Here is a 24,743-nt window from a genome sequence, read left to right on the forward strand (position 1 = left end):
ACCGAGGCAAGCTTGGTATACATCGGCATACAAAGAGCGCTTCAGGGCGCGCTGATCTGTGTCAGCACCCTGTGCTCTCGCTTCTTCTAACGCTTACTCGTCAGGATAGCCATGAGCCTTTATACGGATTACCTAGCTGAAATCGAAACGCGCAAAGAGCAGGGTCTGAACCCCAAGCCGATTGACGCGGGAGACCTGGTTGCCGAATTGATCGAACTGATCAAGGACACCGGGAACGAGGCGCGCGAAGGTGCGCTTAACTTCTTTATCTACAACACACTTCCGGGCACCACGAGCGCTGCTGGTGTGAAAGCGGAATTCCTCAAAGATATCATTCTTGGCGCCGCTGATGTGGCCGAGATTTCTCAGGAATTTGCATTTGAGCTGCTTTCGCACATGAAGGGTGGCCCTTCCGTGCGCGTGCTGCTGGATCTGGCGCTGGGCGACGATGAAGCCATCGCGAAGCAAGCCGCAGAAGTTCTGAAGACTCAGGTGTTCCTCTATGACGCGGATCAAGCGCGTCTCAAGGAAGCGCTGGACGGTGGCAATGCTATCGCCAAAGACCTTCTGGAAAGCTACGCCAAGGCAGAGTTCTTCACCAAGCTGCCTGACATCGACGAAGAGATCGAGATCGTGACCTTCATCGCGGCGGAAGGTGACATCTCCACCGACCTGCTTTCCCCGGGTGCGGAAGCACACTCCCGCGCGGACCGTGAACTGCACGGCAAGTGCATGATCACCGAAGCGGCACAGAAGCACATCGAAGAGCTGAAGCTGCAGCACCCTGGCAAACAGGTCATGCTGATCGCTGAAAAAGGCACAATGGGTGTGGGCTCCTCCCGTATGTCCGGTGTGAACAACGTGGCGCTCTGGACCGGTAAGCAAGCATCCCCTTACGTGCCATTTGTGAACTACGCGCCGATCGTGGCGGGCACCAACGGCATCTCCCCGATCTTCCTGACCACTGTTGGCGTGACCGGCGGTATCGGTCTGGACCTGAAGAACTGGGTGCGCAAAACCGATGAGGACGGCAACCCGATCCTCAACAACGACGGCAACCCGATCCTTGAGCAGAAATACTCTGTTGAGACCGGCACCGTTCTGAAAATCAACACCAAAGACAAAAAGCTGCTGAGCGAAGACGGCGAAGAGCTGGTGGATGTGTCCTCTGCCTTCACCCCGCAAAAAGCCGAGTTCATGAAAGCTGGCGGCTCTTACGCGATTGTCTTTGGTAAGAAGCTGCAGACATTTGCCGCAGAAGCGCTTGGCGTGGAAGCAACACCTGTCTTTGCGCCGTCCAAAGAGATCACTGCGGAAGGCCAAGGTCTCACTGCTGTTGAAAAGATCTTCAACAAAAACGCTCTGGGCTCCACGCCGGGGGCCACTCTGCTGGCGGGTTCCGACGTGCGCGTGAAGGTCAACATCGTTGGTTCTCAAGACACCACCGGTCTGATGACCATGCAGGAACTGGAAGCGATGGCGGCGACTGTTGTGTCCCCAATCGTGGATGGTGCCTATCAGTCTGGCTGTCACACCGCCTCTGTGTGGGATGCAAAAGCGCAGGCCAACACGCCGCGTCTGATGCAGTTCATGAACGACTTCGGCCTGATCACCGCGCGTGACCCTAAAGACGTTTATCACTCCATGACAGACGTGATTCACAAGGTGCTGAACGACATTACCGTGAACGACTGGGACATCATCATCGGTGGCGACAGCCACACCCGTATGTCCAAAGGCGTGGCCTTCGGTGCGGACTCTGGTACTGTGGCGCTGGCGCTGGCGACCGGAGAAGCCTCCATGCCGATCCCCGAGTCTGTGAAAGTGACCTTCAAAGGTCAGATGGCGGATCACATGGACTTCCGTGATGTGGTGCACGCCACTCAGGCGCAGATGCTGGAGCAGCACGGCGACAACGTGTTCCAGGGCCGCGTGATCGAAGTGCACATCGGCACTCTGCTCGCAGACCAAGCCTTTACCTTCACCGACTGGACCGCAGAGATGAAGGCGAAAGCCTCGATCTGTATCTCCAACGATGAGACCCTGATTGGTTCTCTGGAGCTGGCGAAATCCCGTATCCAGATCATGATCGACAAGGGCATGGACAACGAAGTGAAGATGCTTCAGGGCCTGATCGACAAGGCGGATGCCCGCATTGCCGAAATCCAGTCTGGTGAGAAGCCAGCACTGACCCCGGATAGCGACGCGAAGTACTTCGCAGAAGTTGTGGTGGATCTGGACCAGATCGTTGAGCCCATGATCGCCGACCCGGACGTGAACAACGCAGACGTCTCCAAGCGCTACACCCACGACACCATCCGTCCGATCAGCTACTACAACGCTGAAAAGAAAGTGGATCTGGGCTTTGTGGGCTCCTGCATGGTGCACAAGGGCGACATGAAGATTGTGGCTCAGATGCTGAAGAACCTCGAAGCGGCCAATGGCAAAGTCGAGTTCAAGGCACCGCTGGTTGTGGCCGCGCCGACCTACAACATCATCGACGAGATGAAGGAAGAGGGCGACTGGGACATTCTGCAGAAGTACTCGGGCTTTGAGTTTGATGATCTCTTCCCGAAACAGCAGGCGCGCACCGAGTATGAGAACATTCTCTATCTCGAGCGTCCAGGCTGTAACCTCTGCATGGGCAACCAGGAGAAAGCTGCGAAGGGTGACACCGTTCTGGCGACCTCAACCCGCCTGTTCCAAGGCCGTGTTGTGGCTGACCTGCCGGAGAAGAAGGGTGAGTCTCTGCTTGCTTCCACACCGCTGGTGGTGCTCTCCGCGATCCTCGGCCGCACACCAACGCTGGAGGAGTACAAAGAGGCGGTTGAAGGCATCGACCTGACCAAATTCGCGCCACCGCTTCAGGTGCCAGCGAACGCGAAGTCCGCACACTTCTAAGAAACACATCGACGGGCAGCATCTGAAAATGGTGTTGCCCGTTTTCTTTTTCAGGCGCTGATGCGATATGCATGCAAATGCTTGCAGAGCGAATTTCTCGCCTCTTGAGTCTCTCAAAATCAAATGAATTTAGCGGGTTAACCTCTTTGGGCAATGCGCAGATCGATGCGTTACCTCTTGGTTTACGTCTTTCCGGCAAACTGTAATTCACCCGTTAATTATATGCGAAACCCGAATTCTCTTTTGTGACTCGCCTCAGTTTTTGTCAGATCTCGCTTCTCATATCTGAGCGCCATCAGATTTTTGGAGTGAAGACATGAAAGACATCACTGACACCACCCGCATCCAGGCCGAAATCCTTGAGGCCTTCAACTTCCGTCACGCGACCAAAGTGTTCGACGCTGAGCGCAAGATTGATGACGCCTCCTTTGAGACCATTCTGGAAGCCGCGCGCCTGTCACCAACTTCCTTTGGGCATGAGCCGTTCAAGATCGTCATGCTCCAGAAACCGGAAAGCCGTGAGCTGTTCCGGGAGTTTTCCTGGGGGGCAAACGGGATGATGAACGGCAGCACCGGTCAGCTGGGCACTGCGAGCCACTTTGGCATCATTCTGGCGCATACCGAAGAGACCATGACTGCAGGCTCCGATTACCTGCAGAACTTCTACCGCACTGTGAAACAGCTGCCTGAAGAGGTGATCAAGATCTTCAACGGTGCCTATGGCAAGTTCCAATCCGACGATCACAAGATCACCAGCCCGCGTGAGATCAGCGACTGGGCGGGCAAGCAGGCCTATATCGTGCTGGCGAATATGATGACCACTGGCGCGCTTATGGGCATCGACTCCTGCCCGATCGAAGGCTTTGACATGGCACAGACCGCAGAGGTGCTCGAAAAGCACTTTGGCATCGATCCAAAGCTCTACAAACCGGCTGTGATGTTCGCCTTTGGCTACCGCGCAAATGAGCCCGAGTTCGGCAAGACCCGCCGCAGCATGGAAGACACTGTAAGCTGGTTCTAAAGCCGGCTTTGTTTAAGCACTTTGACCGCGCCCCAAAAACCGGGGCGCGGTTTTATACAGGGGTCTGCCAGACCGGGGATTTGCCGATCTCTTCGATCAGAAAATCCATAAACACCCGCACCTTGGCAGAGAGCACGTTGGTTTTTGGGTAGATCATCCAGAGTACTGAGCCGTCTGCCACCTCGTGATCGGGTAACACCCGGACAAGCGCGCCGGATTTCAGCTCCTGATGAACGCTCCAGACCGGATTGCTGGAGATGCCAGCCCCGGCGATGGTTGCCAACTTCTGGCTAAGGCCGTCGTCCAAAATCACCCGGCCACGGGCTTTGTTCGGATCAAAACTCCCGATCTCCCCATCGCGGCGGCGCAGAGGTTTGGCCTCCTGATCGGCAAAGGCAATCAATTCGTGCGAGAGCAGATCCTCAGGCGTTTGAGGGATGCCGCGTTTCTCAAGATAGCTGGGGGCCGCGCAAAGGATGCGGTGGTCATTGGCCAATTTGCGCCCTTTGAGGCTGGTGTCCTCAAGTGCTGAGTTGCGGATCGCGAGGTCAAAGCTGCCTTCGATCAGGTCAAACCGGCTGTCTGAGAGGCGCAAATCCAGCGTAATGCCCGGGTATTGCTCCAGAAATTTGGGTAGGATCGGGGCAATGTAGAGCTGTGCAAAGGTGCTGGGCGCGGTGAAACGCAGGGTGCCCGTGGGCATGGCCTGACCTTGGCCCAATGCGGCCAGTGCGGCTTCCTCCTGAACAAGGATTTCCCGCGCGTAGGGGAGAAACTCCGCACCTTCCAGCGACAGAGACACCTTTCGGGTGGATCGGTGCAGCAGGTCGGCGCCTAGGGCGTGCTCAAGCTTGGCCAGACGGGCGCTGGCAACGGCTGGTGCCAGACCAAGCTCCCGACCAGCAGCGCTGATGTTGAGCTTGTCGGCGGCGAGCACAAAAAGGCGGAGGCTGTCAGTATCCATGGGCGCCTCATTGCATGGAGGGATGGAACGATCCATCCAGAAATGAGCGGTTTTTCCCTATGGCGCAATGGTTAGGTGACCAAAGGGCGCAGTAAGGGGATGACGTTATTGCCGCTACGCCTCTTGTTTTTGAACTAGTTTTCCGGCTCTTGGCCCCACTCCGCATCTTGCATTTCACGCAGGCGGGAAGCGGTGCGTTCAAACTCAAAGGTGCCTTCCCCCTCAAGATAGAGCATCTCTGGTTCTGCCGCGGCAGAGCAGATCAGGCGAACGCGGGCCTCATAGAGCGCGTCGATCAGGGTGACGAAGCGCTTGGCTTCGTTGAAGTTTGTTCGGCTCAGGGCCGGGATGTCCTCTAGGATCAGAACCCGCACCGCATTGGCGATGGCCAGATAATCACCGGGGCCAAGCATCTTGCCGCAGAGATCAAAGAAGCTCGCCCGTGCCACACCATTGCGGAAGGCAGGCAAGGTGACTTCGCGGCTTTTGACCGTAAGCACCAGCGGTGACGCGTCGCCGCCGGTTAGATCCTCCCAGATGCCGCGGATCTGCGCGCGGGCCTCGGTGCCGGCCTGAACAAAATAGACCTGATTGCCCGCAAGGCGGTTTTGCCTGTAGTCGGTTGGGCTGACCAGCTCCCAGACCCGCAACTGTTCTTTGATTATCGCGATAAAAGGTAGAAATAACTGACGGTTGAGACCATCCTTATAGAGATCGTCAGGCACGCGGTTTGAGGTGGTGACAACCACCACGCCCGCCTCAAAAAGCTGTTCAAACAGGCGGCCCACAATCATCGCGTCGGTGATGTCGGTGATCTGCATCTCGTCAAATGCTAGCACGCGCACGCTCTCTGACACCGCTTGGGCCACGGGTTGAATGGCGTCCTCAACCCCATCAGCGCGGGCCTTGTGCATGGCCTCGTGGATTTCTTGCATAAAGGCATGGAAATGCACGCGCCGGACGGGGACAGAGAGACTTTCGACAAACAGATCCATCAGCATGGACTTGCCCCGACCAACGCCGCCCCAAAGATAAAGACCCTGCACGGGTTCCGGTGTGGATTTGCGGAACCAGCTCTTTTTCACCGGTTTGCTCACCTCCGCGCGGATGCGCTCAAGCTCTGGCAAAACGGCGGTTTGGGCGTCGTCAGGCGTGAGGATGCCTTCGGCAACCTTGGCGGCGTAAATCTCTGGCAAGCTTGTCATATTATCGGGTGTAGCCAATCGCGGGGCGGAGGAAAAGTGGCGTTACATTGACAGGCGTGATGTGGGGGCAAACAAATGCTGAATTGCCTGTGTTGATTAAACTGTGCAGTATCTGCTCTGCGCAACAGGAGAACCCCCATGCCGCAGAAGACCCCTCTTATGACCCCGGTTTTGATCGTGGGCTGTATCATCATTCTGGTGAGCTTTGCCATTCGGGCGAGCTTTGGGGTGTTTCAGATCCCGATTGCCGATGAGTTTGGTTGGCTGCGCAGTGAATTCTCTCTGGCGATCGCGATTCAGAACCTGGCCTGGGGGATTGGTCAGCCGTTTTTCGGGATGATTTCGGAGAAGATGGGCGACCGGAAAGCGATCATTCTGGGGGCTGTGACCTATGCGGCGGGGCTTGTTCTGTCGTCTTTCGCGGTCACACCCGAAGCGCATCAACTCTATGAAATCCTTGTTGGATTTGGCATTGCGGGCACGGGGTTCGGGGTGATTCTGGCGGTCGTGGGGCGGGCCAGTTCGGATGAGAACCGCTCTATGTCATTGGCGATTGCCACAGCGGCAGGGTCCAGTGGGCAGGTGTTTGGGGCACCGCTTGCGGAATGGATGCTGGGCTTTTTGAGCTGGCAGGAGACCTTCCTTGTTTTTGCGGCGGTTATTCTGGCGGTGCTGTTGCTCTTGCCGATGATGCGGGCGCCTGCGGCACCTAAGGCGGAGCTACAAGAGAGCATGGGCGCGATCCTGATGAAAGCCTTCCGGGATCCGTCTTACACGTTGATTTTCCTTGGGTTTTTCAGCTGCGGCTATCAGCTTGGGTTTGTGACCGCGCATTTTCCGGCGATGATCACTGAGATGTGCGGGCCGATTGCGTCGGGGAGCATGTTGGCGGGGTTGGGGATTTCGACCACCTCGGCACTGGGTGCGGTGGCGATTTCGTTGATTGGTCTGGCCAATATCGGAGGCACTTTGCTGGCCGGTTGGTTGGGCAAGCACTATCAGAAAAAGTATTTGCTGGCAGGGGTTTACACTGGCCGTACCCTCGCGGCGGCGATGTTCATTCTGATGCCGATCACGCCGACAACGGTGGTGGTCTTCTCGCTGGTGATGGGCTCTCTGTGGCTGGCCACTGTGCCGTTGACCTCAGGGTTGGTCGCGCATCTTTACGGGCTGCGTTATATGGCGACGCTTTACGGAATTGTCTTTTTCTCTCATCAGCTTGGCAGCTTCTTGGGTGTCTGGCTCGGCGGGCGCTTGTATGACCAATACGGCGACTACACAGTGGTGTGGTGGCTGGGTGTGGCCATCGGAGCGTTCAGCGCGATTGTGCACCTGCCGATCCGCGAAAAACGCGAGCCCGTTGCGTCCGCGGCCTAGGGCGCGTTAACCATAAATCGGAACGTCGGTATTGCGTCTGTATCGCGGCTGTATTGCGGAGGTGCGAAATTTGGCGGCGAAAAAAGGTTACCCAACCGCGCGTTGCGCCGGCAAACAGAGGCCCTAGGCGGCTTGTTGGGGCGCAATCTCGCCCCAAACATCGGTTTGGCAAGAGGACGGCGCGCGCGTCAGCGCGCGGCCTGCCATTGATCGAGAATGTAGCGGCTGGTCATCAGATCGAGATGGGCCCCCCCGCCGTTCTTAAAGAGTGTGATCTCGTCCTCTGACTGGCGGGTGAACCGGGACAGGTCATAATAGTCTGCCAGCACATCCTCGTGGGTGAGGGCGCCCTCAGACAGCGGGATCTTCAACTCGCCGATATGATCCAAGGTGGTGGCATAACTGTCCACAAACACGCGGGCGCGTTGGAGCGCGGTGTCATCGGCCTCGCGCATGTCGGGGCGATAGGCGCCGATCAGATCCACATGCTGGCCGGGTTGCAGCCAGTCGCCGCGCAGGGTGGGCTCTGTGGACATGGTGGCGCAGGTGATGATGTCAGCCTCGCCCACGGCGGTTTCCAGATCGGTGGCCACAGAGAGGCCCTCGATCTCAGACGCCATCTTCTCGGCATTGGCCTGTGTGCGGTTCCAGACTGTGAAGCGCGCCTCCGGGAAGGCGACGCCATAAGCGTCGCGCAGGTTGCGCCCCTGCGTGCCTGCGCCAACGATCAGGATGTTGCGGCTGTCGGGGCGGGCGAGGCGGCGGGCGGCCAGAAGGCTGTCGCCTGCGGTTTTCCATTTGGTGACGAGGTGAAAATCAATCAGCGCGGAGAGCGTGCCGATCTGGTCGTCAAACAGGGTGACCGCCCCGTTGACCATGGGCACGTCCTGCGCCGGGTTGCCGGGGAACACGGTGGCGGATTTGACCGCGATGCCCAAACCGTCGATCCAGGCCTGACGCTGCAAGAGCGTGTCATTGCCGCGATAGAGAAAGCTGTCGGAGATTTCGGCGCGGGGCAGATCATGGCCAGCGGCCAGCGCATCGGTGAGGCCGAGCCAGTTGATGTTTCGCTCGCCTTCTTCAAAGGAGATATAGGGGATCATTGCGCTTCCTCCGCCGTCAGGAGACCCTCGGTGACCAGCCGGTCGGCCCAGCCCTGAGGGTGTTCAAAGAGATGGGTTTGCCAGCCGCGTTCGGCGGCGGCGGCGATGTTGTCGGCGCGGTCATCGGTGAAGAGCAGACGCGCGGGATCAACACCGCTGTCGGTTTCCACATGGGCGTAGATCGCCGGATCGGGTTTGATCAGCTTGAGACGTCCGGAGACATATTCGCGGTCAAAGCGGTTGAGGAACGGGTAGACCGCTTGGGACAGCGGGAAGTTGTCGTGGCCGAAATTCGTGAGGGTGAAGACCGTCACGCCTTTGTCCACCAGTGCGTTCAGCAGGCGCACGGAATGGGGGATTGCCGGGGCGGCGAGGTCGTTCCAATTGTCGTTCCACATGCGCAGCTCTGCCTCATATTCCGGGTACTGCGGCACGAGGCTTTCGATCATGCCCGGCAGGGAAGCCCCGGCATCAATCGCTTCGTGGTGGCGGTGGATGTCTGTGTCGGCAAAGAAGGCTTTGCGGCGCGCCTCTCCCACGGTGCGGTCGTAGAAATTTTCCGGTTGCCACTCGATCAGCACATTGCCGATGTCAAAGATCACGGCCTCGATTTGCGACATGGTCTTCCCCTGTATGGATATTTTGGGCTGACCGTAGAGCGGCGGGGGCGTCAGGGGAACCGGTTTCTGCTGCCTCTGCGCGCTTTAGCGGCGACTGCGCGGGCGTTCGGGTGCGGGCACATCGCCGAGCTTGGTTTCGCGCCAGAAGACAAACAGGCCGCTACCGATGATCAGCACCATGCCGAGCCATGAGGCCGGCGTGGGCCATTCGTTAAAGAGCACGATGCCGACGACAACCGCGATTGGCATGGCGACATATTCCAGCGGGGCAATCAGGCTGGCTTCTGACAGGCGGTAGGCTTGTGAAATGAAGAAGCCGCCGCCCGCGCTGGCGATGCCCAAGAGCACCAGCAGGGGCCAGTCCGCCGCGGCGGGGATGTGCCAGCTGCGCAGCAGGAAGGCGAGCATTTCGCCACCTTTGTCCTCCCAAGCGCCATGGCCGAGGGTGGCCCCAACGGTGGCGGAAACAACCACAAAGACCAGCTGGATATAGACTGACATGGTGGCCGCGCTTTCGGTGCCGCCGATCTTGCGGGTGAGCACGTGCAGCAGCGCATAGGCCACGGCAGCGAGGATCGGCAGGAGGAGCGCGGCGTTGAAACCCTCAGCCCCGGGGCGCACCATGATCAGAACGCCAACCATCCCAAGCCCCACCGCCAGCAGGCGGCGCGGGCCGATCTTTTCCCCCAGCAGCAGCACGGAAAAGGCGGTGATCAGCAGAGGCGATACAAAGAAGACCGCCACCGCATCCGCCAGCGGCAGCACTGCAAGGCCAAGAAAGAAGGTGGTGTTGGCGGCGACCACGCAGAAGCCGCGCAGCATATGCATGCCAAAGCGGCTGGTGCGCAGCACGCCAAAGCCGCCCTGCAGCGGCACGATGATGGCCAGCAGGATCGCCAGACCGATGACGGAGCGGATCAGCACGATCTGATGCAGCGCGTAGTCGCCGGACAGGAATTTGATCGTCGCGTCGTTGATCGAGAAGAAGATCACGGCGATCAGGGCCGAAAGTGGGCCGAGGGGCAGGCGATGGGTCAGGGCTTGGCTCATGTGTCCACTTGGGATGAACAATCGTTCAGCGTCTAGAGCAAAAACGACCTGTGCGGGATTTTGCGCTTTTGCGGCGGGTGTCCCCGCGCAGATTTGAGGGGCAAATCCGGTCTATCGTCAGAACTTCTTAAGGCTGTGGCCGTATTTAGGGGAGGCACAGGTGCGTCTTTGGATGCCTCCGGTGTGTTTGAAGGCAAGACAGATGCGTGTGAGGCGCGCGCAGAAAAAGGAACGCTAGGGTCATGATTGACGTGCCGGTATTCACCTTGGAGCGCGATATTGCGGCTTCGATGGATCAGGTCTGGGCCGCCTTGAGTGCGCCGTCGCTGCTTGGGCAGTGGTATGGGGCGGGTGTTGAGACCGTGACCCATGGCTTTGCCTTTGAGGAAGGTGGCGAGTGGCGCACGGAGATGCGGTTTAACGGGCAATGTGACCACAGCCGTATTCTGTTCAAGACCATTGAGGAAAAGGCGCGTCTGGTCTGGCTGCATCAATCGACCGATGCGGATTGGCAGAAAGCGCCAAGCCAGTCGTTGCCAAATTGGCCGCAGGATATTCTGACCACGATCACCCTTGCGCCTGCGGGCGAGCACACCAAGCTGGGGGTGTCGATGGTGCCGGTGGCGGCTTCTCTGACTGAACGGGTCTGTTTTGTGGAGTATCTGCCGATGGTGGAAGGCGGGTGGCGCCAGAACCTTGCGCGGATGGAGCGCCTGCTGGTGGGGGAAGCGGCTTAAGCGGCCGCTTTGGGATTAGCGCTTTGCGGCGCGCAGCTCGCGTTCAAGCGCATCCAGAAACCGGGAGCGGTCTGCTTTGGTGAAGCCTTTGCCGCCGCCCTGACGGAACGGATCTGCGGCGCGTAGGTCGGCCATGAGATCGCGGGTGGCAAGCACATTGCCGATGTTGGCCGCGGTGAGGGCCTCGCCGTTGTGTCTGAGCACGCGGGCCCCGGCCTCCACACATTTTGCGGCCAGAGGGATGTCGCCGGTGATGACAACATCCCCCGTTTTGGCGCGGTCTGCGATCCACATATCGGCCACATCCGGGCCTTCGGGCACAATCACGTTTTCCACAAGCGGGTTCTGGCTGGGCCGGAGACCGCCGTTGGAGACAACGTAGATTTTGACCTTGTGGCGGGTGCTGACCCGTTCGACCTCGGCTTTCACCGGGCAGGCGTCGGCATCCACATAAATCGCAGTCATTTGGCCTGTCCTGTTCTTAGTCTGCGTAGAGCGCTTCGGCGTGGAAGGCGATGTGCTCTTCCATGAAGGACGACACAAAGAAGTAGCTGTGATCATAGCCTTTTTGCAGACGCAGGGTGGCTTCCTGACGGCGGGCGTTTGCGGCCTCGGCCAGCGCTTCGGGGCGCAAGAGATCAATGAACTGATCGTCGGTGCCGGTGTCCACAAGGATCGGGCCGTCAAAGCCTTTCTCGCGCATCAGCAGCGTTGCGTCATGGGCGGCCCAGGCGGCTTCGTCGTCACCCAGGTAGGCGGACAGCTGTTTGCGGCCCCAGTCCGCGGCCGTCGGGTTGGCGATGGGGGCAAAGGCCGACACGGAGCGGAAGCGGCCGGGCAGGGACATGGCCAGCGTCAGCGCGCCGTGGCCACCCATGGAGTGGCCCATGATGGACTGGCGGGACAGATCCACAGGGAACTCCTCCTGCAGGAAGGACGGCAGATCCTCGGCGATGTAGTCCCACATGTTGTAATGCGGCGCCCATGGTTTTTGGGTGGCATTCACATAAAAGCCTGCGCCCTGACCCAGATCATAGGCCGGATCATCCGCCACGCCTTCGCCGCGGGGCGAGGTGTCGGGGAAGACCAGCGCAACGCCCTGCTCGGCGGCCCATTGCTGTGCGCCTGCCTTCACCATGGCGTTTTCATGGGTGCATGTCAGGCCGGAGAGATACCAGATGAGCGGCACTGGGCCGACCTTGGCTTCTTCGGGCAGAAAGAGGCCAAAAGTCATGTCACAGCGCGTGCTGTGTGCATTGTGTGTGTAGACGCCTTGCGTGCCGCCAAAGGCGCGGTTTTCAGAGATCAATTCCATGGGTGGGGCTCCTGCCAAACGGTTTGCGCCAAAATGTCAGAACTGGCTGACCCATGCAATCACCAGCGAGACCGTTGCGATGGATGCGACGGTGGAAAAAAGAATGGCGGCGGACACCCGATGCGGAGCGACGCCATAGTGCTGCGCAAGCATATAGACATTGCCAGCCACCGGCAGGGCCGCGGCGGCGATCACAACGCTGGCGGAATAGGGATCAATCGGCAAAATCCACAGCACGGCAATGGCCACAAACAGCGGATGCAGCACCAATTTGGCAAAGCTGAGCCAGACCGCCACCTGCACCCGCTCGGCTGATTTGGTGGCCAACGACGCGCCAATGGCAAAGAGCGCCCCCGGTGTGGCCGCGCCGCCAAGGATGGCCAGAAACTCGTTCACAGGCGCGGGGATCGGCAGCGCAAGGGCAGACCAGACAAAGCCCAGCGAAATCGCCACAATCATCGGATTGCGAATCAAACCGGCGGCAACTGTGCGCAGGATCGCGAGGTTCATGCGCCCGTCCCGAGAACCTGTGATCAGGATCACAATGAGGCTGGAGAAGACAATCAGATCCACCGCCAGCACCAGCATCACAGGGCCGATGGCTTCTGGCCCCATCAGAAGTGTCAGCATGGGCACGCCCAGAAAGCCGACATTGCCGATGGTGGCGCATTGCGCCTCGACAGCGGCGGTGGCCACATCCTGTTTACGCAGCATGGCAATGCTGGTCGCCAGCCCGTAGATCACGCAGCTGCCCATCAGATAGGCCCCCATCAGGCGCCAGTTCAGAACCTCAGCAAGGCTGAGATTGGCGGCAAAGCGGAACAGCATGGCCGACAGCGCGAAATAGAACACAAATTTGGTGAGATAGGCCGTGGCCTCCTCTGAGAAGAACCGCGTGCGCCCGGCCCAATAGCCAAGGCCAATGAGCGCAAAAAACGGCAGTGTTTTCAGAAAGATTGCCAGCATGGCCAAGGCTTAACAGGTTTGGTGCAGGTGGCAAGGGCGGGCTGGGGCCTGTGGGCAATCAGGAGGTCGCATCAGCTTCAGTCCAAAATTGCTCAGTTCCAATCATCGTCGTGAAAACCTGAGGCGCTTGGTCTCTACCTGCGCGCAGGAGGCGAAGCCGACCAGCCTCAGCCTTCCTTACGGGCCCTCCCTAAGGGAGGGGGCTTCACCCCCACCCAGGGTCGGGGGCCGGTCTATGTGAGCTGCTACAGTTGTTACAGATTTGCTGGACGATGATTTAGGGATTTGGACGCAGGGCAAGTCATCTATTTCACGGCCAAATGACGACGAAATAGGCCGCGCTCTGATGCAACCTCGTGATTGTGCTCAGGCGTTAGAGCAAGGCGATGACCGCTGTGCCTGACACGGCGATCAGCGCGCCCATAAGGGCCATGGGATGTGGCCGAAGACGCTCTTTGGCCCAGAGGATCGGCAAGATCAGCACCGGGGACAATGCGCCCAGTGTCGCGGCGATGCCCGCATCCAGATGCGCAAAGGCAAAGAGCAGCAGAGACGAGGCAAACATATAGCCGATCACTCCCGGCAGGATGGTTTTGCCCAGCAGTTGCGTATTGAGCGCTTTGTGCGGTTTCACGGCTTTCATTGGCAGGCAGGCCATTACAGAAATCAAAGCCGCAGCGCCCAAGAGGCGCAGGGCGGTGGCCGCGATGGGGCTCAGCCCGGCTTCGAGCGCGGGTTTCATGGCCAGAAAACCAGCCCCCTGCAATGCGGTGGCCACCACGCCCAAGCCCACAATGTGCAGCAATGGAGCAAAGCGCGCGTCGCTTTGGGACTGTGTGTTTGTGCCGAACAGAATGGCGATGCAGACCCCGATCAGGGTGATGGTAGCGCCGAGGATATCAGCTGGCGCGGGCACTTCCCCCAGCCAGAGAAAGGCGATGCCGCCCACGATGGGGGCTTTCAGAGACAGCAGCAGCTCTGTGCGTCTGGGACCGCCTCTGCGCAGGCAGGCGATCATGGCAAGGTTGCCCAGCAGAATGCCAAAGACACTGCTGAACACGAAAGCAGGCCAGAACTGCCACGGGACGCTGTGCCAATGCCCGAGCGCGGTGGTGAGCACGGCGGCAAGCACCCCGCAGGCGACCAGCTGGATATGGGTAAAGGCAAAGGCCCCCAACAGCTTTGCAGGGGATTGGGCAATCACGATGCCACTGGCCCAGCCAAAAGACGCACCCAGCGCGGCAAGAAGGGGAAGAAGGGTCATGACAGGGCTCACAAGATTCGCTACGTTTTGTGTAGCAATAGTGTGCTATCAAATGTGTAGCAAGGAGGATCTATGACGCATCAGGTGCCAACACCCGGCCGCCCCGTGCGCGGCTCAAAGACCGGCAAGCCGATCATGGCGCTGTTTGACCTTTTGGGGCGCAGCTGGGCGCTTGGGGTTTTGTGGCAGCTCTCGGACGGGGCGATGACCTTTCGCGCGTTGCAGGCGCGGTGCGAGCAAGTGTCGCCAACGGTGCTGAACCGGCGTCTCAAAGAGTTGATGGCCAGCGGGTTGGTGCAGCGCGGCGATGCGGGGTATGAACTGAGTGCTGCTGGCCATGAGTTGTTTGCGCTGTTGGCCCCCTTTGGCCCTTGGGCGCAGAACTGGGCGCAGGGGCTGGCGGAGAGCACACAGGACGTCTAGCGGTTTTGGAGGACCCAGGTTTTGCGGTGGTGTCGAAACAAGTTTCGCAACCGGACTTGCCGCAGGGGAAAGCGGCGGTGTACTGTCTGGACGCACGCCAGCCAAGAGGTCAGCACAGCCTTATGAACACCCAAAGCCCTATCATTCGGCAAGGCCGGAAATTTGCGCAGGTTCTGGATCATGCGCGGCGTCTGTTCATGCAGCATGGGTTTGAAAGTGTGAGTATGGACCATATTGCGCAGGCGGCGCAGGTCTCCAAGGCGACGCTTTACAACTATTTCCCCGACAAGCGGATGCTGTTCATGGAGGTTGTGCGCCAGGAATGTGCGGAGCAGGCCGAACAGCTTGAGGCGGCGGTGGATGGCACGCAGCCGGCCGCCGAGGTTTTGCGCGTGGTCGGGCGCGGGCTGATGGGGATCATCCTGTCCGAATTCGGGCGCAATATGTTTCGGGTCTGCGTGTCTGAAGGGGACCGGTTTCCCGAGCTGGGGCAGCAGTTTTACACCTCCGGCCCGCAGCTTTGTCAGAGCCGGTTAATGGCGTTTTTTGCTGAAGCGGAAGCGCGCGGGGAGCTGCGGGTGCCCGATAAGAAACTGGCAGCGGATCAGTTTACGGAGCTGTGCAAGGCCGGGCTGTTTCTGCGGCAGGTGACCGGCGTGCAGACAGAGTTTGAGGCAGGTGAGGTGGAGCACGTGGTTGAGGGCGCCGCAGAGATGTTCATGGCGCGCTATGGGGTGCGGTGAGGCTTAAGTTTGTTCTACAAAGATCCGAAGTGTTGTTCGTATGTGGGCAGCTCTAGATTGAATTGCGCCATTCTTCTAGAGGATTTCAATGGAAGCTAAAGTCATAACTAGGGTTCGTCCCTATCTTCTAAATACGCCAATGTCTGTGTTCATCGGAGCACTTTTGGGGATAGGTTTTAGCTATCTTCTTTCAGGTGAGTTTGGCGATCAGTGGGCGAAGTTTTATGTCATTGTGCTGTCTTCGTTGCTTTCGTTGGTGATTGCCGGAATGGCGCTTGCTGGTGTGTTGGCAAATATTCAAGCTCAAGAGGATCGAGAGCTTGAACACCGGCGGAGAAAGCGACTAGCGGCGACCGCTGAACTGCCTATTGTGCTAACTACAATATGTGAGAGTTTTGCTGCGGCGGCGCAGGCATCGGTAGATTTGGCTACAGTGCCGGGGCTCGATCGTGATGATGAGTTCCAGGAACAAGCTCTACGTGACTTGACGCTTCCTGATAGTATGATTCTAAAGCTATCGAACTCGATCGAGGTTAGCGAAAGTGATGATGTTGCGAACCGTATAGCTGACCTTTTGGCCCACTATCAGATTGCACATGCGAGATGGCAGGGCAGCACTTACGGTAAACCCGGCGCAATATTGAAAGTGAACGAGCGAAGACGAACACTGGAGTGGGTAGCGTTGTACGCACTTTCTGTTTCAATGTTTGGATATGCTCGAAAAGGCGAGGCAATTTCCGAAATTACTCAAAGTAGTTTAGAGAGCGCATTTGCGGCAATATTTTCTAGTCGGTTTGTACATCTCTTCGAAGAGCTCGAAGAGTTTGAAGATGACGATTTTAACAAAGCTTACAAGCGGCTAGAGCGAAATCTACGTAAATGAAAAAGAGGGCCAGTTGGCCCTCTCTGGCATTGATGCCGGGTCTAAAATTAAAATTCAACCACTGCGCGAATGGACTTGCCTTCGTGCATCAGATCAAAGCCGTGGTTGATCTCATCCAGCGTCAGCTTGTGGGTGATCATCGGGTCGATCTCGATCTTGCCGTCCATGTACCAGTCAACGAACTGAGGCACGTCGGTGCGCCCTTTCGCGCCGCCAAAGGCGGTGCCTTTCCAGACGCGACCGGTGACCAGCTGGAACGGACGGGTGGAGATTTCTGCACCAGCAGGGGCCACGCCGATGATCACAGAGACACCCCAGCCGCGGTGGGAACATTCCAGCGCGTCGCGCATGACCTGCACGTTGCCGGTGGCGTCAAAGGAATAGTCCACGCCGCCGAACTGGTCTTTCTCGGTTTTGGTGAGCTCGATGATTGCTTCGGTCACCGACTGGCCTTCGGGCAGCTCGGAGGGGTTCACAAAGTGGGTCATGCCAAACTTCTTGGCCATCTCGGCTTTGTCGTTGTTGAGATCCACGCCGATGATCATGTCGGCACCGGCCATGCGCAGGCCCTGGATCACGTTGAGACCAATGCCGCCGAGGCCGAAGACCGCCGCGGAGGAGCCGATCTCGACGCCAGCGGTGTTGATCACCGCGCCGATGCCGGTGGTGACGCCGCAGCCGATGTAGCAGATTTTGTCAAACGGCGCGTCTTCGCGCACTTTTGCGAGCGCGATTTCCGGCAGAACCGTGTGGTTCGCGAAGGTCGAGCAGCCCATGTAGTGGTAGATCGGCGTGCCATCGAGCATGGAGAAACGGGTGGTGCCATCGGGCATCAGGCCTTGGCCTTGCGTGCCACGGATCGCGGTGCAGAGGTTGGTTTTGCCCGATAGACAGGCGTGACATTCACGGCACTCAGGGGTGTAGAGTGGGATCACGTGGTCGCCGGGCTTCAGGGTGGTGACACCTTCGCCCACTTCCACCACAACGCCTGCGCCTTCGTGGCCGAGGATGGAGGGGAACAACCCTTCAGGGTCCGCGCCGGAACGGGTGAATTCATCGGTGTGGCACAGGCCGGTGGCCTTGATCTCCACCAGAACCTCACCCTTTTTCGGGCCTTCGAGGTTCACTTCCATAATTTCCAAAGGCTTGCCGGCTTCTAGCGCGACGGCGGCACGGGTACGCATCATTTTGCTTATCCTCCATGATTTGCTCAGAGCGTGGTTGAAACCCGCGCGCTATGCAACCTTAATGGCGACGTCGCAAGCCCGAATTGCGCCACGCCGCGTGTGGACCAATGCAGGCGAAACCGTTGGTTGTGCAAGGCTGGGCGGATGTGGCAGGGGGCAAGGCGCGCGGGCGCAATGAGAGGGATTGAGAAGATGCGTATGATCGGTTTGATGGCCCTGAGCCTGACGGCATTGGTGGCCTGCAAAGAGGAAGAGGTGGCAAGCCAAGGCAGCACAACCTGTGATCCGGAGGCGTTTGCCTTTCTGGTCGGGCAGGACAAAGGCGCGCTGGAGGGGGTCACCACACCTGAGGTGATGCGCGTGTTGGGGGAAAACTCCCCCGCCACGATGGATTTTAATCAGCAGCGCCTCAATGTGATCCACGATGACGCGGGCAAGATCATTGAGGTCAGCTGCGGCTGATGCGCCGCAGGGCGCAAGCCTTTATTTCTTTTCGCGGTACTGCTTATGGCAGGCGCGGCAGGCGCCGCCCACGGCACCCAATGTGTCTGCCAGCGCCGCGCGGTCTTTGAAGTCCAGCGCCTGCGCGGATTTGGTCAGATCGTCCGCGCGGTCGGAGAAATCTTCCCAGTTCGCCCAGATCGCTGGCAAGGCTTCGGATTTCTGATCGGTGGCGTGATCTTCAAACAGGGGCGTGATCTTGTCGGAATGCAGGACAATGGTGTCGCGCGCCATACGTGCTTTGGCTTGATGTAGTGGCGTTTCATTCTTGGCCATGCTCACCAGAGTTTTGAACGCGCCTGCGATGCTTTCCATGGCCATCATGCGGGCCATGACATTGGGGTCTTTCACGCCGTTATGGGCGGCGGCGGCATTTGCGAGTAACAGTAGGCAAGACAGAGTAAGAGTGCGAAACACGGCGGTATCCTTAGATTTTGGCTGGCGCAGTTCTTCTGGGGGCTCGTGGTAAATAGCAAGTAAACATTTTGCGTGTTGGGCCGTTAAGACGGGCTTAAAGGCGATCTGCATGTCTTGGGTGGGAAAAGTGCCTCCCGGCGGCGCAGACTGGGTGGGGGCAATAAAGCCGCGCCGCCGGGAGTAGCGTAGTCGTCGCTATGACCTTAATTTTTCATTACCCTTTGGCAAAAAGAGGATCGGACGAAGGCCTTTTGCAGATAAATCTGCGGCGGAAATGAGGCAGCGGCCGGCGGTTCAGAGAGAGGCTTGATTTTGCGGGCAAAGGGCGCAAATCTGAACGTATGAATGCACAGCCGCCCACCGCCCTGCACCCTTCCTTCAAACCGCCGCAGCAAGTTGCGTTTCACCGCACGGAACTGTCGATCATTCTGAGCCTCTATGGCCGTATGGTGGCGGCCGGCGAATGGCGTGACTACGGGATTTCTTCATTGAAAGAAGTGGCGGTCTTCTCGGTCTTTCGGCGCACGGCTGAAAACCCGCTTTATCGCATCGAGAAGCGCCCAAAGCTGCGCAATAAGCAGGGGCTATATGCGGTGATCGGCATGGATGGTCAGGTGCTCAAGCGCGGTCATGACCTCAAAACCGTGCTGCGGGTCTTGGAACGCAAGCTGATCCGCGCCGTGGATTGACGCGCCCCCGCGCCGCGTTCTCATTCTGACAATATCCCGGGTGAAGCCCCAACCGCGTTGGGGCGAGGGCAGAGCCCTTACCTTTCTGCGGGTCGGGAAGCGATGGTGTTTGCCATCACGCAAAGCAGCTCAAACATGATCGAAACCCCAAGGAACGCCGTGCCGCCTGAGCTGTCAAAGGGCGGGGAGACCTCCACCAGATCCGCGCCGACAATGTTGAGCCCGTCCAGAGCACGCACCACCTCAAGCGCCTGAAAGCTGTTGGGGCCGCCCACTTCAGGTGTGCCTGTGCCCGGCGCAAAGGTCGGGTCCACAAAGTCGATGTCATAGCTCACATAGGTGGGCGCGGTGCCAACAATCTCGCGCGCCTCCGCTATCACATCTGCCAGACCGCGTGCAAAGAATTCCTCGATCCGGATCACGCGGATGCCGACGGATTTGGCAAAATCCGTGTCCTCATCATCATAGGTGCTGCCGCGAATGCCGATCTGTACCACCCGTTTGGGATCCAGCAGCCCTTCCTCCACCGCGCGGCGGAAGGGCGTGCCGTGGGTGTACATCGTGCCGCCGAAATAGCTGTGATAAAGGTCGGTGTGGCTGTCAAAATGCACCATGCCGAGCGGTGCGTCTTTGGCCAGCGCGCGCAGCACCGGCAGGCTGGTCAGGTGGTCACCGCCCGCCGTGAGCGGTGTGATGCCAGCGGCCATGACCTGCTTATAAAACGCGGTGATGCGCTCCATACTGTCCGGAATATCCGCCGGATTGGGGCCGACATCGCCAAGGTCCGCACAGTTGATCAGATCAAAGGGGCGCACGCCGGTGGCGCCGTTTTGGGCGCGGATCATGGTGGAGGCGTCGCGCAGCTGGCGCGGGCCATGGCGCGGGCCGGGGCGGTTGGTGGTGCCGCTGTCCCAGGGCACGCCGATGAGGCCCACATCCACATCGGCGATGCGGTCATGGTTCAGATCCATAACGGGCAGGCGCATGAAGGAGGGCACCCCGGCAAAGCGTGGCAGATCCATGCCGGAGACGGGGTTGAAGAAATCATCGCTCATGCGGCATCTCCGTAGGTCGGGCGCTTGTGGGAGGTCACCGGCCCGTCGCCCTGTGCGGCAATGCGGGCGATGGCCTCGGCAATCGGCTCATAGGCCACAGCCATATGATGCGCGTTGGCGTGGATCAGCGTGTCGGCGTCTGTGACCATGGCGACATGGCCTTTCCAGAACAGCAGATCGCCGCGTTGATAGGTGCCGCTGGCCTCCTCAAAGGCGGCTTCCTGCAGATCGCTGTCGCCGGGGCAGGAGAGCCCCGCCGCATGGAGTGCGGCCTGCACAAGGCCGGAGCAATCCAGCCCGAAGCTGGAATTGCCACCCCAGAGATACGGCGTGCCGATCAGCCGTTCGGCCACGGCAGCGGCGTCAGGCTCGATGCTATCCACGGCGCTCAGGTGGCCTGAGGGCACATAGAGATCGCGGGTGATCCGTCCGCCGTCCCAAGCGATGCGGGACCAGCCGTCTTCTTCGGACAGCACCACAAGGCGGGTGCCGTAGGGCAAGGGCGTGACCAGCCCCATGATTTTCAGGCCCGGCGTCGATTTGGCGTAGGTGCGCGCCGCAGAGACGCGGTGGGTGGGCGTTTGTTTCGGGTGGCTCAGAACATCGCCGATGTCGACCCAGCCCACATAGCCGTCGCGATCGGCATAGCCAAAGGCCATGCCCATTTCCTTGTGCACCACGTGAAAAATTTCGCCGCGCACCAGCTGGCGGTCGCGCGCGCCGGTGGGCGCAGAAAGCAGATCGGTCACCACCATGGCAACGCGATAGGCGGCGGGTGTGACAAAGGTCTCTGCCTCCACCACGCCGCGCAGATGGTCTGCGGCGACTTTGCCGGTGCTGGCGATCAGGCGTCTGTCCAGAGGGTCCGCCATCAGAAATCCAGCATCTCTGGCAGGGCATCCAGAATGGCGCGCGCACCCATGCCAACGCCGCCTTTGGGGCGGGCGGGGGCAGCGGAGGGGTTCCAGCCGTAGATGTCAAAATGCGCATAGCGCGGCCCTTCTGCGAAGCGGCGCAGGAACAGGGCTGCGGTGATGGAGCCGGCAAAACCCCCTGAAGGCGCGTTGTCGAGATCGGCGATACCCGGCTCGATCATTTTCTCATACGGCTCCCAGAAGGGCATGCGCCAGACCGGGTCTGCCACGGCTGCTGCGCCCTGTTCCAGCGCGGCGGCAAAACTGGCGTCATCGGTGTAGTAAGGCGACAGGTCCGGACCAACGGCCACACGGGCCGCGCCGGTGAGGGTGGCCATGGAGATCATGAGGTCCGGGGCGTCCTCGGCCCCCAGCGCAAGTGCGTCGGCCAGCACGAGGCGGCCTTCGGCATCGGTGTTGTTGATCTCCACCGTCAGCCCTTTGCGCGAGGTCAGGATGTCGCCGGGGCGGAAGCTGTCGCCGGAGACTGCGTTTTCCACTGCGGGGATCAGCACGCGCAGCTGCAGCGGCAGATCCAGCGCCATGATCATATGGGCAAGGCCCAGCACGGTGGCCGCGCCGCCCATGTCTTTCTTCATCAGGCCCATAGAGCCGCCGGGCTTCAGATTGAGCCCGCCGGTGTCAAAGCAGACGCCTTTGCCGACCAGTGTGAGCTTGGGGCCGCTGGCGCCCCAGGACATGTCAATCAGGCGCGGGGCGCGGTGGGGGGCTGCGGCACGCCCAACGGCGTGGATCATCGGGAAGTTGTCTTCCAGAAGCGCGTCGGCGGTGGTGACAGTGCAACTGGCCCCGAAGGTGCCTGCCAGCGCGCTTGCGGCATCCTCCAGATCCTGAGGCCCCATGTCGGCAGCCGGGGTGTTGATCAGATCGCGGGTGAGCGCTTCGCCGGCGGCAATCGCTTCGAGCTTGGCCGCATCAATGCCTTCGGGGCAGATCAGCGCCGCTTGTGACCCTGAGGCGTCTTTGTAGCGATCAAAGGCGTAGCCGGTCAGCAGCCAGCCCAGAGCCTCGGTTTCCAGATCCCCCGCAGGCAGGGCCGTGGCCAGCGCGTAGGTGCCTGCAGGCAGGGTGCTGGCCGCCGCCGCTAGCGCAAATCGGCCGCGCGCACGGGTCTGGGCGGTGCCAAAGCCCGCAACCGCCAGCAGCGGCTGGCCTTCGGCATCAGGCACCAGAAGGGATTTGCCGATGGCCGGTTTGAACCCCGTGGCAGCCACAAAAGCGCGGGTCGGCGCAGGCTGCGCCGCCACCCACGTATCAAACCCATCGACGTCTATGACGTGCAGAGGAATGACATTGGAGCTGTCAGGGGAAGCAAATTTGAGAGACATCGCGCACCTTTCTCGCCGATCGCTGGCCATTTACCTGCCAGCCTAGCGGTTGGTGCGCTGCCTGCAAGCGCGATCAGATGTAGCTGCGCTTCAGATCCCAAATTTCCCGCAAAGCGCATTCGCCAACGCGGATCAAACGCGCGTAAGTCGCTGAAAGTGCTACAGTGTCCCGCCGCTCGCAGCAGGCGATCACATCTTCGGCAATATGGGTCAGCGCGGTCATGCACAGGCGCCCGGCGATGAGTTCCACCAACGTCATCGTCTCCGCCAATTCGGCGAAATTTTCGGCCTGATACTGCTGCTCTGCCATGGCCAAGTGATCCGTCAGCGATTTGATCAGACCCATAAACGTCTCTTCCGCTTCCTTTGGATCCATGCGGACAAGGACGCGTGCAAGTTCATCTTGATCAACAACGGCTGGCTCAGACATTTTGAGCGTTGCGATTTGGTTCATAGTTCACCCCAAGTTCTTCCGTTACCCAAACGGTTGGAACATAATGATCACGCAAACCTTCTCAAAAAGTTTCCTAGAGCGTTCTTTTCCCTCGAATTACAGCTAAATTTCTCCTATTCCTCCGAAAACGCGTGAGGAAAACTTATGGATCATATCAAGCCGCTCCCGTCTTATTTGGTGCAACGTTACCAGGGCTGGAAAGCCACCACATATGAAGAAAACCAGAGCTGGTACCGCCATCTTGGCACCGAAGGCCAGCACCCACGGGCCATGATCATCAGCTGCTGTGACAGCCGTGTGCATGTCACTTCGATCTTTGGTGCGGATCAGGGCGAGTTTTTTATCCACAGAAATATTGCCAACCTTGTGCCGCCGTTTCAGCCTGATGGCAACCAGCACGGCACCAGCGCTGCAATCGAATATGCGGTGACCGCGCTGAAGGTGGCGCATGTTGTTGTGCTGGGTCACAGCCAGTGCGGCGGTGTGCAGGGCTGCATCGACATGTGCAAAGGGCAGGCGCCGGGTCTTGAGGCCAAAGACAGCTTTGTTGGTCGCTGGATGGACGTGCTGCGCCCCGGTTATGAGGATGTGGCGGACATCAAAGACGCCACCGAGCAGGCCCGCGCGCTGGAGAAACGCTCTGTGCTGGTGTCGCTTGATAACCTGATGACCTTCCCCTTTGTGAAAGAGCGCGTGGATGCGGGCACCCTGACCCTGCACGGGCTTTGGCACAATATCGCGGAAGGCGGGCTTGAGGCCTATGAGGGCGCAAGTAAGGGCTTTGTGCAGGTCTAAGCGGCCACTTACGTTGATCTAAGCTGAAAGCCCGCAAATCTTGCGGGCTTTTTGTTTGAGGGGCCAGCCCCTCCGCCGCTAAAACTGTCCACCGGACAGTTTTCGGACGCGGCTCACCCCGGGATATTTTGGGCAAGAGGAAGCGGGGCGAAAAACCGGAAGGTTGGGGTTACCGGTCTCCGATGGATTTGGCTCCGAGCAGGAGGGCAGCGCCAATCATGAAGCTGCCGCCGATGCGTTCAGTCCAGACGCGGGCTGTGCCTTTGAAACGCTTGGCGATCCAGCTTGCGCTGAGGCCGTAGGCGGAGAGGAAGAGACCGTCCATCACGATATAGGTGAGCGAGAGGATCAGGAATTGCGGCCAGAAGGCGCTTTCCGGTGACAGGAACTGTGGAAAGAGCGCGGCGAAGAACACCACGGCTTTGGGGTTGGCGGTAGAGGTGATGAAGCCCTGCATCCAGAGGCTGCCAAGGGAGGCTCTGCTGCGGGTTTGCGCCAGATTAGGGTCATCGGGTTTGGCGCGGTGGATCATGCGCAGTCCGAGCCAGATGAGATAGGCCACACCGGCCCATTTGATCACGGTGAGGGCCGTGGCGGAGGCGGCAATGATCGCCGCAAGCCCCAAACCTGCCGCGAGCATTTGCAGGGCGTTTGCGCTGAGGTCTCCGGCGGCGGTGGAGAGTGCGCGGGGGAAGCCATGTGCGCCGCTGTTTGACAACATCAGCAATTGGCTGGGGCCGGGCGTGCTCATCAGGGCAAGCACGGTGACGACGTAAACTGTCCAGATTTCAAAACTCATTGGCGTCTCTC

At 59.4% G+C, this 24,743-nt stretch carries 26 protein-coding genes; 10 read left to right on the top strand and 16 right to left on the bottom strand.

The annotated features are described in order from the left end of the window. The first annotated feature begins 111 nt into the window (after positions 1-111). Both J7400_RS13245 and J7400_RS13250 read left to right on the top strand, forming a co-directional pair. On the top strand, positions 112-2,901 hold the full coding sequence (locus J7400_RS13245) for a bifunctional aconitate hydratase 2/2-methylisocitrate dehydratase (RefSeq protein WP_209063999.1): 2,790 nt from the start codon (positions 112-114) through the stop codon (positions 2,899-2,901). A 316-nt stretch (positions 2,902-3,217) separates the two neighbouring features. Next, entirely contained in the window at positions 3,218-3,922 is a 705-nt protein-coding gene (locus tag J7400_RS13250; protein WP_209064006.1) for an NAD(P)H-dependent oxidoreductase, read from the top strand. Positions 3,923-3,974: 52 nt separating this feature from the next. Here the strand turns inward: J7400_RS13250 and J7400_RS13255 are convergent, their stop codons facing one another. Together J7400_RS13255 and zapE are read right to left on the bottom strand one after the other, a co-directional pair. Beyond that, positions 3,975-4,886 (bottom strand): LysR family transcriptional regulator, encoded by a 912-nt coding sequence (locus tag J7400_RS13255; RefSeq protein ID WP_209064008.1) that lies wholly within the window; start codon positions 4,884-4,886, stop codon positions 3,975-3,977. A 134-nt stretch (positions 4,887-5,020) separates the two neighbouring features. Further along, the gene (zapE, locus tag J7400_RS13260; protein WP_209064010.1) at positions 5,021-6,091 is read right to left on the bottom strand and encodes a cell division protein ZapE; all 1,071 of its coding nucleotides are present in this window, start codon (positions 6,089-6,091) and stop codon (positions 5,021-5,023) included. A 138-nt stretch (positions 6,092-6,229) separates the two neighbouring features. Between zapE and J7400_RS13265 the strand changes: the two genes are divergently transcribed. After that, complete coding sequence (locus J7400_RS13265; RefSeq protein WP_209064012.1) at positions 6,230-7,468, top strand: MFS transporter; 1,239 nt, start codon at positions 6,230-6,232, stop codon at positions 7,466-7,468. A gap of 188 nt (positions 7,469-7,656) precedes the next feature. Here the strand turns inward: J7400_RS13265 and J7400_RS13270 are convergent, their stop codons facing one another. The 3 genes from J7400_RS13270 to J7400_RS13280 form a co-directional block, all read right to left on the bottom strand. Then, positions 7,657-8,571: an ornithine cyclodeaminase gene (locus tag J7400_RS13270; RefSeq protein WP_209064014.1), complete on the bottom strand. Its 915-nt coding sequence runs from the start codon at positions 8,569-8,571 to the stop codon at positions 7,657-7,659. After that, complete coding sequence (locus J7400_RS13275) at positions 8,568-9,191, bottom strand: HAD family phosphatase (protein ID WP_209064015.1); 624 nt, start codon at positions 9,189-9,191, stop codon at positions 8,568-8,570. The genes J7400_RS13270 and J7400_RS13275 overlap by 4 nt, the downstream gene beginning before the upstream one ends. Before the next feature lie 84 nt (positions 9,192-9,275). After that, positions 9,276-10,241: a DMT family transporter gene (locus J7400_RS13280; RefSeq protein ID WP_209064017.1), complete on the bottom strand. Its 966-nt coding sequence runs from the start codon at positions 10,239-10,241 to the stop codon at positions 9,276-9,278. A gap of 242 nt (positions 10,242-10,483) precedes the next feature. Here J7400_RS13280 and J7400_RS13285 point away from each other — a divergent pair, with 242 nt between their 5' ends. Further along, the gene (locus J7400_RS13285; RefSeq protein ID WP_209064019.1) at positions 10,484-10,978 is read left to right on the top strand and encodes an SRPBCC domain-containing protein; all 495 of its coding nucleotides are present in this window, start codon (positions 10,484-10,486) and stop codon (positions 10,976-10,978) included. Between the two features lie 15 nt (positions 10,979-10,993). Here J7400_RS13285 and J7400_RS13290 read toward each other — a convergent pair whose 3' ends face one another. From J7400_RS13290 to J7400_RS13305, 4 genes are all read right to left on the bottom strand, one after another. Continuing rightward, positions 10,994-11,443: a YaiI/YqxD family protein gene (locus tag J7400_RS13290; protein WP_209064021.1), complete on the bottom strand. Its 450-nt coding sequence runs from the start codon at positions 11,441-11,443 to the stop codon at positions 10,994-10,996. A gap of 16 nt (positions 11,444-11,459) precedes the next feature. Then, the gene (gene fghA / locus J7400_RS13295; RefSeq protein WP_209064023.1) at positions 11,460-12,293 is read right to left on the bottom strand and encodes an S-formylglutathione hydrolase; all 834 of its coding nucleotides are present in this window, start codon (positions 12,291-12,293) and stop codon (positions 11,460-11,462) included. Positions 12,294-12,329: 36 nt separating this feature from the next. Beyond that, complete coding sequence (locus J7400_RS13300; RefSeq protein WP_209064025.1) at positions 12,330-13,259, bottom strand: AEC family transporter; 930 nt, start codon at positions 13,257-13,259, stop codon at positions 12,330-12,332. Between the two features lie 373 nt (positions 13,260-13,632). Further along, a complete protein-coding gene (locus J7400_RS13305; protein ID WP_209064027.1) occupies positions 13,633-14,523 on the bottom strand; it encodes a DMT family transporter in 891 nt (296 codons plus the stop codon). Positions 14,524-14,595: 72 nt separating this feature from the next. Between J7400_RS13305 and J7400_RS13310 the strand changes: the two genes are divergently transcribed. From J7400_RS13310 to J7400_RS13320, 3 genes are all read left to right on the top strand, one after another. Next, positions 14,596-14,946: a helix-turn-helix domain-containing protein gene (locus J7400_RS13310; protein WP_209064029.1), complete on the top strand. Its 351-nt coding sequence runs from the start codon at positions 14,596-14,598 to the stop codon at positions 14,944-14,946. A gap of 122 nt (positions 14,947-15,068) precedes the next feature. Further along, positions 15,069-15,689 carry a TetR/AcrR family transcriptional regulator gene (locus tag J7400_RS13315; protein ID WP_209064031.1) on the top strand — a complete coding sequence of 207 codons (621 nt, stop codon included), beginning with the start codon at positions 15,069-15,071 and terminating at the stop codon, positions 15,687-15,689. Between the two features lie 88 nt (positions 15,690-15,777). Then, positions 15,778-16,572 (top strand): hypothetical protein, encoded by a 795-nt coding sequence (locus J7400_RS13320; protein ID WP_209064033.1) that lies wholly within the window; start codon positions 15,778-15,780, stop codon positions 16,570-16,572. A gap of 47 nt (positions 16,573-16,619) precedes the next feature. On the opposite strand, the gene J7400_RS13325 is transcribed toward J7400_RS13320, so the two are convergent. After that, positions 16,620-17,759 carry an S-(hydroxymethyl)glutathione dehydrogenase/class III alcohol dehydrogenase gene (locus tag J7400_RS13325; RefSeq protein WP_280637743.1) on the bottom strand — a complete coding sequence of 380 codons (1,140 nt, stop codon included), beginning with the start codon at positions 17,757-17,759 and terminating at the stop codon, positions 16,620-16,622. A 192-nt stretch (positions 17,760-17,951) separates the two neighbouring features. Here J7400_RS13325 and J7400_RS13330 point away from each other — a divergent pair, with 192 nt between their 5' ends. Beyond that, on the top strand, positions 17,952-18,221 hold the full coding sequence (locus J7400_RS13330; protein ID WP_209064035.1) for an I78 family peptidase inhibitor: 270 nt from the start codon (positions 17,952-17,954) through the stop codon (positions 18,219-18,221). A gap of 21 nt (positions 18,222-18,242) precedes the next feature. Here J7400_RS13330 and J7400_RS13335 read toward each other — a convergent pair whose 3' ends face one another. Next, the gene (locus J7400_RS13335; RefSeq protein WP_209064037.1) at positions 18,243-18,677 is read right to left on the bottom strand and encodes a cytochrome c; all 435 of its coding nucleotides are present in this window, start codon (positions 18,675-18,677) and stop codon (positions 18,243-18,245) included. Between the two features lie 341 nt (positions 18,678-19,018). On the opposite strand from J7400_RS13335, the gene J7400_RS13340 reads away from it, so the two are divergent. Continuing rightward, a complete protein-coding gene (locus tag J7400_RS13340; RefSeq protein ID WP_209064039.1) occupies positions 19,019-19,366 on the top strand; it encodes a DUF2794 domain-containing protein in 348 nt (115 codons plus the stop codon). Between the two features lie 77 nt (positions 19,367-19,443). On the opposite strand, the gene speB is transcribed toward J7400_RS13340, so the two are convergent. From speB to J7400_RS13360, 4 genes are all read right to left on the bottom strand, one after another. After that, entirely contained in the window at positions 19,444-20,421 is a 978-nt protein-coding gene (gene speB / locus J7400_RS13345; protein WP_209064041.1) for an agmatinase, read from the bottom strand. After that, a complete protein-coding gene (locus J7400_RS13350) occupies positions 20,418-21,293 on the bottom strand; it encodes an NlpC/P60 family protein (RefSeq protein WP_209064043.1) in 876 nt (291 codons plus the stop codon). The genes speB and J7400_RS13350 overlap by 4 nt, the downstream gene beginning before the upstream one ends. Next, the gene (locus J7400_RS13355; protein ID WP_209064046.1) at positions 21,293-22,684 is read right to left on the bottom strand and encodes a leucyl aminopeptidase family protein; all 1,392 of its coding nucleotides are present in this window, start codon (positions 22,682-22,684) and stop codon (positions 21,293-21,295) included. The genes J7400_RS13350 and J7400_RS13355 overlap by 1 nt, the downstream gene beginning before the upstream one ends. A gap of 73 nt (positions 22,685-22,757) precedes the next feature. Continuing rightward, positions 22,758-23,138 carry a hypothetical protein gene (locus J7400_RS13360; RefSeq protein WP_209064048.1) on the bottom strand — a complete coding sequence of 127 codons (381 nt, stop codon included), beginning with the start codon at positions 23,136-23,138 and terminating at the stop codon, positions 22,758-22,760. Between the two features lie 144 nt (positions 23,139-23,282). Here J7400_RS13360 and J7400_RS13365 point away from each other — a divergent pair, with 144 nt between their 5' ends. Beyond that, entirely contained in the window at positions 23,283-23,933 is a 651-nt protein-coding gene (locus J7400_RS13365) for a carbonic anhydrase (RefSeq protein WP_209064050.1), read from the top strand. A 169-nt stretch (positions 23,934-24,102) separates the two neighbouring features. Here J7400_RS13365 and J7400_RS13370 read toward each other — a convergent pair whose 3' ends face one another. Next, positions 24,103-24,732 (bottom strand): LysE family translocator, encoded by a 630-nt coding sequence (locus J7400_RS13370; RefSeq protein ID WP_209064052.1) that lies wholly within the window; start codon positions 24,730-24,732, stop codon positions 24,103-24,105. Positions 24,733-24,743 lie beyond the last annotated feature (11 nt).

The sequence above is a fragment of the Shimia sp. R9_2 genome, assembly GCF_017743735.1.
In the GTDB taxonomy this organism is placed as follows: domain Bacteria; phylum Pseudomonadota; class Alphaproteobacteria; order Rhodobacterales; family Rhodobacteraceae; genus Shimia.